Annotated in this window: 10 protein-coding genes and 1 pseudogene; 4 read left to right on the top strand and 7 right to left on the bottom strand. The window is 64.3% G+C overall.

The genetic code is table 11. The features are described from left to right. A pseudogene (locus H8A92_RS37640) lies at nucleotides 1-303 on the bottom strand (L,D-transpeptidase); the annotation flags it as partial. A gap of 325 nt (nucleotides 304-628) precedes the next feature. Here H8A92_RS37640 and H8A92_RS37635 point away from each other — a divergent pair. Then, the gene (locus tag H8A92_RS37635; protein ID WP_229200303.1) at nucleotides 629-1,453 is read left to right on the top strand and encodes a hypothetical protein; all 825 of its coding nucleotides are present in this window, start codon (nucleotides 629-631) and stop codon (nucleotides 1,451-1,453) included. A gap of 90 nt (nucleotides 1,454-1,543) precedes the next feature. Here the strand turns inward: H8A92_RS37635 and sseA are convergent, their stop codons facing one another. The 3 genes from sseA to H8A92_RS37620 all read right to left on the bottom strand — a co-directional run bounded on the left by sseA (nucleotide 1,544) and on the right by H8A92_RS37620 (nucleotide 4,195). Then, the gene (sseA, locus tag H8A92_RS37630) at nucleotides 1,544-2,422 is read right to left on the bottom strand and encodes a 3-mercaptopyruvate sulfurtransferase (RefSeq protein WP_229200302.1); all 879 of its coding nucleotides are present in this window, start codon (nucleotides 2,420-2,422) and stop codon (nucleotides 1,544-1,546) included. Between the two features lie 29 nt (nucleotides 2,423-2,451). Continuing rightward, nucleotides 2,452-2,865, bottom strand: coding sequence for a rhodanese-like domain-containing protein (locus tag H8A92_RS37625; protein ID WP_163155422.1), 414 nt, complete (start codon nucleotides 2,863-2,865; stop codon nucleotides 2,452-2,454). A gap of 154 nt (nucleotides 2,866-3,019) precedes the next feature. Continuing rightward, nucleotides 3,020-4,195 carry a vWA domain-containing protein gene (locus tag H8A92_RS37620; protein ID WP_163155424.1) on the bottom strand — a complete coding sequence of 392 codons (1,176 nt, stop codon included), beginning with the start codon at nucleotides 4,193-4,195 and terminating at the stop codon, nucleotides 3,020-3,022. Nucleotides 4,196-4,493: 298 nt separating this feature from the next. Between H8A92_RS37620 and H8A92_RS37615 the strand changes: the two genes are divergently transcribed. The 3 genes from H8A92_RS37615 (at nucleotide 4,494) to H8A92_RS37605 (ending at nucleotide 7,280) form a co-directional block, all read left to right on the top strand. Further along, nucleotides 4,494-4,739 carry a GlsB/YeaQ/YmgE family stress response membrane protein gene (locus tag H8A92_RS37615; RefSeq protein ID WP_163155426.1) on the top strand — a complete coding sequence of 82 codons (246 nt, stop codon included), beginning with the start codon at nucleotides 4,494-4,496 and terminating at the stop codon, nucleotides 4,737-4,739. A 105-nt stretch (nucleotides 4,740-4,844) separates the two neighbouring features. Then, entirely contained in the window at nucleotides 4,845-5,687 is an 843-nt protein-coding gene (locus tag H8A92_RS37610; RefSeq protein ID WP_163155428.1) for an AAA family ATPase, read from the top strand. Between the two features lie 90 nt (nucleotides 5,688-5,777). Beyond that, the gene (locus H8A92_RS37605; RefSeq protein WP_229200301.1) at nucleotides 5,778-7,280 is read left to right on the top strand and encodes a flavin-containing monooxygenase; all 1,503 of its coding nucleotides are present in this window, start codon (nucleotides 5,778-5,780) and stop codon (nucleotides 7,278-7,280) included. 207 nt (nucleotides 7,281-7,487) lie between these two features. Here the strand turns inward: H8A92_RS37605 and H8A92_RS37600 are convergent, their stop codons facing one another. The 3 genes from H8A92_RS37600 to H8A92_RS37590 form a co-directional block, all read right to left on the bottom strand. Further along, nucleotides 7,488-9,131 (bottom strand): GMC family oxidoreductase, encoded by a 1,644-nt coding sequence (locus H8A92_RS37600; RefSeq protein ID WP_229200300.1) that lies wholly within the window; start codon nucleotides 9,129-9,131, stop codon nucleotides 7,488-7,490. A gap of 28 nt (nucleotides 9,132-9,159) precedes the next feature. Continuing rightward, entirely contained in the window at nucleotides 9,160-9,753 is a 594-nt protein-coding gene (locus H8A92_RS37595) for a GNAT family N-acetyltransferase (protein ID WP_229186347.1), read from the bottom strand. A gap of 137 nt (nucleotides 9,754-9,890) precedes the next feature. After that, nucleotides 9,891-10,817 carry an SMP-30/gluconolactonase/LRE family protein gene (locus tag H8A92_RS37590; RefSeq protein WP_229200299.1) on the bottom strand — a complete coding sequence of 309 codons (927 nt, stop codon included), beginning with the start codon at nucleotides 10,815-10,817 and terminating at the stop codon, nucleotides 9,891-9,893. Nucleotides 10,818-10,995 lie beyond the last annotated feature (178 nt).

Below are 10,995 nucleotides of genomic sequence, written 5' to 3'. Positions count from 1 at the left end.
GTCCGGCGACATCACCGGACCGGTCGGGGCACCGCGATCGGAATAGACCGGCGGACGGCCATAGCGCGGGTCGTTCGGCGACGTCACCGGGCCGGGCGGCGGCAGTGCAGCCGAATCCTGCGGCCCTTCATCGTCATTGAGCGCGTCGAAATCCGGCATGCTGCCCTGGGGGTAGGGCTGGGGCGCCGTCGAATAGGCGGGACCCTGGGGAGCCGGATAACCCTGCTGCGCATGCGCGAGCGAGGTTCCTGCCACGCCGAGAGCCGCGGCAGCGCAAATCGTCAGAATGCGGTTGATCATCATTGCTCTGTTATAGTCCCCAAGCCACACCGGACTGTTAACGGCCCAATGCAGGAAGATAGCGGCGCATTCAAGACAAATCCGCGAAACCCGGGCCATTTCGGGCATTTGTGATTGGCGGCACCGCTGCGGCAAAGATGTCTCATGGGTCGGGAATGTTTGTCCACATGCCCAAAGTCATCAATCTCCCGCATTTTGTAACAAACAGTCTCCGGGGGTTGCGATATCGTGGAATCGGCCTGATTCGCGCTCGCGACCCGGCTTTCTTGTGTGGTCACCGCGTTCCCTCGATATCGACACCCTCCCGTAGAAGGGGGAACCCGCGCCCATGCTCCCCGGCCTTCGTTTCCTGCTCGCTGCGGTCGTGCTGGCGACCTCGTTTCTGGTGTTTGGGCTGGGAGCCGCCGCGCTGTTTCGCGCGGCGCATGAGGAATTCGCCAACATTCCGGCTCGCCGGGCACCGCCCGAGCCGCAGTTCGCGCAGCAATCTGAGCCGGCGCCGGTGCTCGCCATGGTGCGCGTCGACCCCGCTGCGGACAAGATGGTGACCGATACTCCGGTACCCGCGACCCCGGCTGCGACCGAGCCGGCCGCTCCCGCCGAGGCCTCTCCCGCTGCGGAGCCGGAGAAGCTCGCCGCCGTAACGTCGGACGACCCGTCCCCACCCGCCTTGCCGAGACCGGAAGCCCAAGTTGTGGAGACGCCCGCACCGGCGCCATCAGCAGAGGCTGCTCAGCCCCCACTCGCTGATCCGACACCGGTATCGCAGCCGACACCGGCTGCGGCTGAAACCGCACCGGCCGCCGCTGAGGCCAAGGTCGCCCCAGTGACCGATCCGCCCGCCACAACCAGCGAACCCGCACCGGCTGCACCGGCGCCAGCCATGGTTGCACCGGAGCCGGCACCGCTGTCGCCCGAGGCCATCGCGGCCGCGACCAGAATCGCGACGCTGGGCGGACCGGAAGTTGTCGTCGAAGCCCCAGCGGCGCCGAAGGCCACCGAGGCGAAGAAGCCGGAGCGCAATGCGGCCAGCAAGGCCGAGCGCCGCAAGGAGCGACGGCGGATTGTCCGCGCGCGCCCGGTTCGGCACGTCATGCAGCAGCAGATCGATCCGTTCGGCCAGACCACCCTGGTGCCGGTCACGCGGCGCTAAAGCGCGATGAGATGAGGTCGAATCGTCATCGCGCTTTAGCTCTTTGTTTGAGCATGATCTTTTCGGAAAACCGCTTCGGACTTTTCCGGATCATGCTTTAGAATCTAGGCCTGAGGCCGGGCCGGTCGCGATCGGCGGGCCGCTCGCCTGTCCCCATTCCGACCACGAGCCGTCATAGAGCGCGGTGTCGGTGACGCCGATCCGGTAGAGCGCAAGCGTCAGCACGCCGGCCGACACGCCCGAGCCACAGCTTGTCACGATCGGCGCATCGAGCTGCACGCCGGCCCCAGCGAACGATTTGCGGAGATCGTCGAGCGGCTTCATCTCGCCGGTCGCGGCATCGAACAGCTGGTTGTAGGGCACGTTGCGGGCGCCCGGGATATGACCGGCGCGAATACCCGGCCGCGGCTCCGGCGCACGGCCCTCGAAGCGCTCGGCGGCGCGCGCATCGATCACCTGCTCCTTGCGGCTTTCGACATTGGCGATCATCTGCTCGATGCTGCGCACGCGCTTCGGATCGTAGCTCGCCTTGAACGTCGCAGGCTTAGGCTTCACCTCGCCGCTCTCGACCGCCCTGCCCTCGGCGCGCCACTTCTTCAGACCGCCGTTGAGAATGCGCACGTTGCGATGGCCGTAGGACAGGAACATCCACCAGGCGCGCGGTGCGGCGACCCAGCCGCCGGAATCATAGATCACGACGGTGTCGGCATTGCTGATGCCGAGCCCGCCGATGTCGCGGCCGAACTGCTCGGCGCTCGGAAACATATGCGGCAGCGGATTGGAATGATCGGACACTGCGTCGACGTCGAAGAACACCGCGCCGGGCAGATGCGCGGCGAGATAATCGTCCTTCGGCAGCGGCAATACGCCCGGCAGCTTGAAGGTCGCGTCGAGCACCTTGACGTTGGCATCGCCGCGATGCGCAGCCAGCCATTCGGTCGAAACGAGCGGATCGTCGGTTGCGGTCATGATCTGATGTCCTTACGGGCTTGGGGCGTTCAGCCCTTCTTCTTCGGCTCCCAGGCCTCGATCGGACCACCGGCCTCGCGCCAGGCGGCGAAGCCTCCGCCCATATGCGCGACCGGCTTCAAGCCCATGTCCTTCGCCGTCTTGGCGGCGAGCGCCGAGCGCAGGCCGCCGGCGCAATGGAAGATGAACTTCTTGTCTTCCTGGAAGATCGGCTTGGCATAGGGGCTATTCGGATCGATCCAGAACTCGAGCATGCCGCGGGTGCAGGAGAACGAGCCCGGGATCTTGCCGTCGCGCTCGATCTCGCGGGGATCGCGGATGTCGACGATGACGACGTCGTTCTTGCCGATCATCGTGATCGCATCGGCCGCGCTGATGGTCTCGATCTCGGCATTGGCCTCGTCGATCATCACCTTGATGCCGCGGTGGATGTTCTGGGGCATGGGGCTCTCCCTGGCTTTTCTTGATCGTCATTCCGGTGCGATGCGACAGCATCGAATTATGGTGCGCAATTGCGCACCTGAGAATCTCGGTCGAATTTCATCAGCTCGAAATTCCGGATCGGTCCTGCGGACCGTCCGGAATGACGGGCGCGGTCTACCGCACCAGCTCCCTCATCGCGTTCTCCAGCCCCTCGATCGTGATCGGATACATGCGCTCGGAGAACAGGCGGCGGATGATGGTGGTCGATTCCGAATAGTCCCAGTGCTTCTGCGCCACCGGATTGAGCCACACCGCGTGCGGATAGGTTCGGGTGATACGGTCGATCCAGACCGAGCCGGCCTCTTCGTTGACATGTTCGACCGAGCCGCCGGGAACCATGATCTCGTAGGGCGACATCGAGGCGTCGCCGACGAACACCACCTTGTAGTCGTGCGGATACTTGTGCAGCACATCCCAGGTCGGCGTGCGATCGGTGAAGCGCCGCTTGTTCTGCTTCCAGACGCCTTCATAGAGGCAGTTGTGGAAGTAGAAATATTCCATGTGCTTGAATTCGCTCTTGGCGGCCGAGAACAGTTCCTCGACCTGCTCGATATGCGAATCCATCGAGCCGCCGATATCGAAGAACACCAGCACCTTGACCGCGTTGCGCCGCTCGGGGCGCATGTGCACGTCGAGATAGCCGTGGTTGGCGGTCTCCTTGATCGTGGTGTCGAGGTCGAGCTCGTCGGGCGCGCCGGTGCGCGCGAACTTGCGCAGCCGCCGCAGCGCGACCTTGATGTTGCGGATGCCGAGCTCGACATTGCCGTCGAGATCCTTGAACTCGCGCTTGTCCCACACCTTCACGGCGCGGTTGTTGCGGTTCTTCTCCTGCCCGATGCGCACGCCTTCGGGATTGTAGCCGTGGGCGCCGAAGGGCGAGGTGCCGGCGGTGCCGATCCACTTGCTGCCGCCCTGGTGGCGGCCCTTCTGTTCCTCGAGCCGCTTCTTCAAGGTCTCCATGAGCTTGTCCCAGCCCATGGCCTCGATCTGCTTCTTCTCTTCCTCGGTGAGATATTTCTCGGCGAGCTTCTTCAGCCACTCCTCGGGAATCTCCGCCTTGCCCATGGCGTCGAGCAGGCTCTCGAGCCCCTTGAACACGGTGCCGAACACGCGGTCGAACTTGTCGAGATTGCGCTCATCCTTTACCAGGGCAGCGCGCGACAAATAATAGAAGTTCTCGACCGACTGTTCGGCGAGATCGGCGTCGAGCGCTTCCATCAAGGTCAGATATTCCCGTAGTGTCACGGGGACCTGGGCGTCGCGCAGCGATGTGAAGAACTGCAGGAACATGACCATCTAGATCGCCCGCGGGGCCGGTGCCGTCAAGGGGCCGAGCCATGCCGAGACCGGCGATCCGCCTTGATTTGGCCCCGTGCGCCCTGCCTTGCGGGGTCCACCCACGACGCCGGGCCCCGTATCCGTGCGGCGATCATTCCGCGCGGCGGAAACATGACGGTCGACATTCCATGCGTACCGCGCCGTTCAGGGCACCGCTGCGCTGCGGAATCCGCCCTAGACCGCCCGGTGTTTTCAATTACAATTGCGCCTGACAAGACATTGGGCAGGATGTTTGGGGCAGGACGTTTGAATGGGCATCATTGCAGCACTGGTGATCGGTGCGATTGCCGGCTGGCTCGCTGGGCAGATCGTGCGTGGCGCGGGCTTCGGGCTGATCGGCAACATCGTCGTCGGCATCATCGGCGCGCTGGTAGCGAGCTGGCTGTTGCCGCAACTCGGCATCAGCCTCGGCGGCAGCGCGATCCGTGACATCGTCAATGCGACCATCGGCGCCGTCGTCGTGCTTGTGATCCTGTCGCTGATCAGGCGAGCCTGATCGAACAATTTGCATTTCCGACGGCCGCTGCGAGAGCGGTCGTTTCATGTCGAGGCCCAAGGTGAGACCCATGCGGCCGACGAACGAAGCAAGGCAAACAGATAGATGAAATTCACGGGTACCAAGGACTACGTCGCCACCGATGACCTCAAGGTCGCCGTCAATGCCGCCATCGTGCTGGAGCGCCCGCTGCTGGTGAAGGGCGAGCCCGGCACCGGCAAGACCGTGCTGGCCGAGGAAGTCGCGAGGGCGATCGACGCACCGCTTTTGACCTGGCACATCAAGTCGACCACCAAGGCGCAGCAGGGCCTCTACGAATATGATGCCGTCTCGCGCCTGCGCGACAGCCAGCTCGGCGACGCGCGCGTGTCCGACATCAAGAACTACATCAAGCGCGGCAAGCTGTGGGAGGCCTTCACCCACGAGAAGCGCCCCGTGCTCCTGATCGACGAGATCGACAAGGCCGACATCGAGTTCCCCAACGACCTGCTGCTCGAGCTCGACCGCATGGAGTTCCATGTCTACGAGACCGGAGAGACCATCAAGGCGAAGCTGCGCCCGATCGTGATGATCACGTCGAACAACGAGAAGGAACTGCCGGACGCCTTCCTGCGCCGCTGCTTCTTCCACTACATCAAGTTCCCCGACGCCGACACGATGAGCCAGATCGTCGACGTGCACTTCCCGAACATCAAGAAGCGGCTGGTGGAAGAGGCGCTGCGGATCTTCTTCGAGGTCCGCGAGGTGCCGGGCCTGAAGAAGAAGCCCTCGACCTCGGAGCTGCTCGACTGGCTCAAGCTGCTGCTGAACGAAGACATCACGCCCGAGATGTTGCGCGAACGTGATCCGCGCAAGCTGATCCCGCCGCTGCACGGCGCGCTGCTCAAGAACGAGCAGGACGTGCATCTGTTCGAGCGGCTGGCCTTCCTCAGCCGCCGCGAAGTCTAGTTCCGATATCGGCAGACGCCGGGGCGATGGCCCCGGCGTTTTGCTTCTGTAGCTCAACAAGCAATCCAACAAACAAGAAGACCAGGGAAGATGAACGTCCAGACCCAAATCCGCGCCGATGAGCCCGTCACCACAGAGCACTTCGACGTCCTGATCGCAGGCGCCGGCATCTCCGGCGTCGGTGCCGCCTATCACCTCACCACGCAATCACCGGGCACCAGCTTCGTAGTGCTGGAGACGCAGAAGACCTTCGGCGGCACCTGGTCGACCCATCGCTATCCCGGCATCCGCTCCGACAGCGACCTGCACACCTTCGGCTATCGCTTCAAGCCGTGGACCAGCGCGCCGATCGCGAGCGCTGCCGAGATTTTGAAGTACATGGGCGAGGTGATCGACGAGAACGACCTCGCCCGCCACATCCGCTACCGCCACACCATCACCGCGGCGAAGTGGTCGAACGAGACCAATCTCTGGACCATCGATGCAACGCGTATCGACACCGGTGAACGGCTGCGCTTCACCACCAACTTCTTCTGGATGTGCCAGGGCTACTACCGCCACGACGTCGGCTACACGCCGGAATGGACCGACATGGCGAAGTTCAAGGGCACGATCATCCATCCGCAGCTCTGGCCGGACGACCTCGACTACAAGGGCAAGCGCGTGGTCGTGATCGGCTCCGGCGCCACCGCCGCGACCCTGATCCCGGCGATGGCCAAGGACGCCGGCCATGTCACCATGCTGCAGCGGTCGCCGACCTATTTCCGCACCGGCCGCAACGCGATCGAGATCGCCGAGGAGCTGCGCAGGCTGCAGGTCGACGAGCACTGGATCCACGAAATCACCCGCCGCAAGATCCTGTTCGAGCAGGACGCCTTCACCAAGCGGACCTTCGCAGACCCGGAGGGCGCCAAGAAGGATCTGCTGGCCGCGGTCGAGGCCGTTCTCGGCAAGGACTACGATATCGCCACGCATTTCACGCCGAGCTACCGGCCGTGGCGGCAGCGCATCGCCTTCGTTCCGGATGCCGACCTGTTCCAGGCCATCAAGGGCGGCAAGGCATCGGTCGTCACCGACGAGATCGACCGCTTCACCGAGACGGGCATCCTGCTCAAGTCCGGCAAGGAGCTCGAGGCCGACATCATCATCACCGCGACGGGCTTCCACCTCTCCGCCAATGGCGGCATCGACTTCGAGATCGACGGCAAGCCGCTCGACTTCAAGGACACCGTGACCTATCGCGGCATGATGTTCACCGGCGTGCCGAACCTCGTCTGGGTGTTCGGCTATTTCCGCGCCAGCTGGACCTTGCGCGTCGATCTGGTCGGCGACTTCGTCTGCCGCCTGCTCAACCACATGAAGGCAACCGGCGCCAAGAAGGTGACGCCGGCGCTGCGCCCCGAAGACCACAACATGCCGCTGCTGCCGTGGATCGATCCGGAGAACTTCAACCCCGGCTACATGATGCGCGGCATGCACCTGTTGCCGAAGCGCGGCGACAAGCCGGAGTGGCAGCACAACCAGGACTACTGGGCCGAGAAGGACGAATTCCCGGCGATCGACCTCGAGGACAAGGCGTTCGTCTACGGCTGAGCTGCTCAGATTTCCAGTTATCCTGAGCTGCTGACGGTCGCACACTTTCCGCTGTCGTCCCGGCGAAAGCCGGGACCCATACTCCGGGGCGGATGTTGTCGACGGGACCCGTCATTCCACTTGCACGCAACAATAACCATCGGTGGTTATGGGTCCCGGCCTTCGCCGGGACGACGCTGAACGGTCAGCGTCGTACCCACCAACTCCTCACGCATACTCCGGCAGCTTCGCGGCCGCCTCGGGCGTCTTGCCGCGGATCATGTCGGAGGCCTTGTCGGCGATCATCAGGGTCGAGGCGTTGAGGTTGGCCGAGATCATCCGCGGCATGATCGAGGCGTCGATCACGCGCAGGCCCTCGATGCCATGGACCCGAAGCTGGTCGTCGACCACCGCCCATGGCGCATCCGCCGGGCCCATCCGGCAGGTGCAGCCGGGATGGAAGGTGGTGGTGCCACGCTGGGTCGCGGCAGCGAGCAGCTCGTCATCGCTCGTGACCTTCGGACCTGGAAAATCCTCATAGGCGTAATACGGAGCGAGCGGCTCGGAGGCGAGCAAGCGCCGCGCCAGCTTCATGCCGGCGACGACGACACGGCGGTCGATCTCCTCGGCCAGATAATTGGTCTGGATGATCGGCGGCGCAAACGGATCGGCGGATCGGATGCGGACATAGCCGCGGCTCTCCGGCCGCTGCTGCCATGAGGCGACCGTCATGCCGGGCTCGTCCTCGAGCTGGCCCTGCACGCCTTCCTTGTAGCTCGCCGGCGTGAAGGTGAGCTGCAGATCGGAGCTCTCGGTGGTCTCGCCGGAATGCCAGAAGCAGTAGACCATGGTCGGCGACAGCGACAGCAGGCCGCGCCGCGTCGTCGCCCATTTGATCGCCTCGCCCCACAGGCTGAGGCCGCGGCGCATTTCGTTGATGGTCCGGATGTTCTTGACCCGAGCAACCGAGCGCGGCGCGTAGTGGTCCTGCAGGCCTTCGCCGACACCCGGCAGCGCGTGACGCACCTCGATGCCGTGCGCCTGCAACAGATCCGGCGAGCCGACGCCGGAGAGCTGCAACAGCTGCGGCGAGTTGTAGGCGCCGCCGGAGAGGATGACTTCCTTGGTGGCGCGGATCTCCAGGGGATCGCCGTGCTTGCCGCCGCGGTTATAGCGCACGCCGACCGCGCGCTTGCCCTCGAAGATGATGCCGGTGACGTGGGCATGGGTGCGCACATCGACATTCGGACGGCGACGCGCGGGATGCAGGAACGCGGTCGCGGCGCTGACGCGACGTCCGTTCAGGATGGTGCGCTGGCAGTAGGACACGCCCTCCTGGATCTGGCCGTTGTAATCAGGGTTGCGCGGAATGCCGAGGCTGACCGCGCCCGCCATGAAGGCCTCGCAGAGCGGATCCTGCCAGTCCATCGTGGTGACGGTGAGATTGCCGTCGCGGCCACGATAAGTGTCGTCGCCCTCGCCGATCCGCTTCTCCATGCGCCGGAAATAGGGCAGCACGTCGGGATAGCCCCAGCCGCGATTGCCGAGTTGCGCCCAGGTGTCGAAATCCTGGCGCTGGCCGCGGTTGTAGATGTGGCCGTTGATCGAGGACGAGCCGCCGAGCGTCTTGCCGCGCGGCGCGTAGATGCTGCGGCCGCCTGTGTAGGGCCCGACCTCCTGCTGGTAGGCCCAGTTCACGCTCTTCATGTGGAAGGTCTTGATGAAGCCGGCCGGCAGATGGATGTAGGGATGCCAGTCGCTCGGCCCCGCCTCGAGCACGCAGACCCGCGTGCCCGCATCTTCACTCAGCCGGTTGGTCAGCACGCTCCCGGCGGAGCCTGCGCCGATGATCACATAATCGAACGTTTCCATCGTCTCGCTTCTGGCGCCGACAAAAATGTCAGCGCGGCTTTTCGTTGAGTTGATAGTTGAGATGCGCCTTCACCGTCGGCCATTCGCTGGCGATGATGCTGTAAACCACGGTATCGCGCAACGTGCCGTTGGGCGCGATCTGATGGCTGCGCAGGATGCCGTCCTGCTTGGCACCCAAACGCTCGATGCCGCGCCGGCTCTGGTGATTGAAGAAATGCGTGCGGAACTCGACCGCGATGCAATCGAGCTTCTCGAAGGCATGTTGCAGCAGCAGCAGTTTACACTGCGTATTGACCGCGCTGCGCTGCACACGCTTGGCGTACCAGGTCGAACCGATCTCGACGCGGCGGTTCGGCGTGTCGACATTCATGTAGGTCGTCATGCCCGAGATCCGGCCATCGGCATCGAACACGGTGAACGGCAACATCGATCCGGTCTTCTGCAAGCCGAGCCTGCGGTCGATCTCCTTGGCCATGTTCTCGGGCTGCGGGATCGCGGTGTACCAGAGGTTCGACAGACCGCCGTCTTTCACCGCGTCGACCAGACCGTCGCGGTGATCGTGGGACAGCGGCTCGAGCCGCGCATGCGCGCCGCGAAGGGTGACCGGTTCAAGCCAGGGCATTTTGTATCCTTTCCGTCATTGCGAGGAGCGAAGCGACGAAGCAATCCATTCTCTCCGCGTTCGCGGTCGCATGGATTGCGTCGCGGAGCCTGTCATCCGGCGGCGCTTCGCGCCGACCGCGCAATGACGTTCTTACGTCACTTGTTCAGAAAATTCAGCGGCAATCCGGGCCGCGACCAGTCCATCGCGATCAACTCGCCCCTGCCGGACAGCGTGATGTAGGCGGTCTTCAGATCGGGGCCGCCGAAGGCGATGTTGGTGGTGACGCGGTCGCCGGTCGGCACCTGCTCGACGACCGTGCCGTCGGGCGCGATCACCGAGATGCAGCCCGAGATCAGGGTGGCGACGCAGACATTTCCGTTGGCTTCGACCGCGAGCGAGTCGAACATCTGGTAGCCGCCGAGGCCCGCGATCGGCTTGCCGCGCTCGCCGCGATAGATCACGTCGCGCGGCTTGATGGTGCCGGGCTCGGACACCTCATAGGCCCACAACCGGGCAGTCGGCGTCTCCGCGATGTAGACGGTCTTCTCGTCCGGCGAGAGACCGATGCCGTTGGCCGGCAGGATGCCGTGCACGGCCTCGACGATCTCGCTCATGCCGGGTTTCAGGTAATAGAACGCGCCGACATCCATGTCGCGGGCGCGGCGCTTGCCGAGATCGGAGAACCACAGGCCGCCCTGTCTGTCGAACACCAGATCGTTCGGCCCGCGCAGCTCATGCTCGCCGCACTTCGTCACCACGGTCTCGACCTTGCCGGATTGCAGATCGACACGCTGGATCGAGCCGCCGAGATAATCCTCCGGCTGCGGACCCGGCATGATCATGTTCTTGGTCGGGATCCAGGAGAAGCCGCCATTGTTGCAGATGTAGATCTTGCCGTCGGGGCCGAGCGCGGCGCCGTTCGGACCGCCCGGCACCTTGGCGACGATCTCCTTGCGCCCGTCGGGATAGACCCGGGTCAGCCGCTGGCCGCGGATTTCGACCAGCACGACCGAGCCGTCGGGCATCACGACGGGACCTTCGGGAAACTCGAGGTCGGTGGCGAGAACTCGGATATTGGCCATGGCATCCTCCCGGCTCTTTGGCTGCAGGCGGATTCCGAACGGTCCCGCACGCGCAACATGTTGTTTCATGCTGTTATGGCAAACAGGGTTTGGCTTGCCAAGCAATCCGGGGCGCAAGGCTGCCCGGCGTTGGCGTGGGATAGTGGCAAATTGCGCTGTCGTCCCTGCGAAAGCAGGC

It is taken from the genome of Bradyrhizobium acaciae (genome assembly GCF_020889785.1).
In the GTDB taxonomy this organism is placed as follows: Bacteria; Pseudomonadota; Alphaproteobacteria; order Rhizobiales; family Xanthobacteraceae; genus Bradyrhizobium; species Bradyrhizobium acaciae.
Note: the sequence above shows the minus strand (reverse complement) of the source record. Positions and strands in the feature narration are given on the sequence as shown.

What these genes read in the sequence shown, in the direction of transcription:
- H8A92_RS37620 (WP_163155424.1), bottom strand. Translation starts at nt 4,195, where the DNA reads ATGTTCCTGCAGTTCTTCACATCGCTGCGCGACGCCCAGGTCCCCGTG.
- H8A92_RS37610 (WP_163155428.1), top strand. Translation starts at nt 4,845, where the DNA reads ATGAAATTCACGGGTACCAAGGACTACGTCGCCACCGATGACCTCAAG.
- sseA (WP_229200302.1), bottom strand. Translation starts at nt 2,422, where the DNA reads ATGACCGCAACCGACGATCCGCTCGTTTCGACCGAATGGCTGGCTGCG.
- H8A92_RS37595 (WP_229186347.1), bottom strand. Translation starts at nt 9,753, where the DNA reads ATGCCCTGGCTTGAACCGGTCACCCTTCGCGGCGCGCATGCGCGGCTC.
- H8A92_RS37635 (WP_229200303.1), top strand. Translation starts at nt 629, where the DNA reads ATGCTCCCCGGCCTTCGTTTCCTGCTCGCTGCGGTCGTGCTGGCGACC.
- H8A92_RS37625 (WP_163155422.1), bottom strand. Translation starts at nt 2,865, where the DNA reads ATGCCCCAGAACATCCACCGCGGCATCAAGGTGATGATCGACGAGGCC.
- H8A92_RS37615 (WP_163155426.1), top strand. Translation starts at nt 4,494, where the DNA reads ATGGGCATCATTGCAGCACTGGTGATCGGTGCGATTGCCGGCTGGCTC.
- H8A92_RS37590 (WP_229200299.1), bottom strand. Translation starts at nt 10,817, where the DNA reads ATGGCCAATATCCGAGTTCTCGCCACCGACCTCGAGTTTCCCGAAGGT.
- H8A92_RS37600 (WP_229200300.1), bottom strand. Translation starts at nt 9,131, where the DNA reads ATGGAAACGTTCGATTATGTGATCATCGGCGCAGGCTCCGCCGGGAGC.
- H8A92_RS37605 (WP_229200301.1), top strand. Translation starts at nt 5,778, where the DNA reads ATGAACGTCCAGACCCAAATCCGCGCCGATGAGCCCGTCACCACAGAG.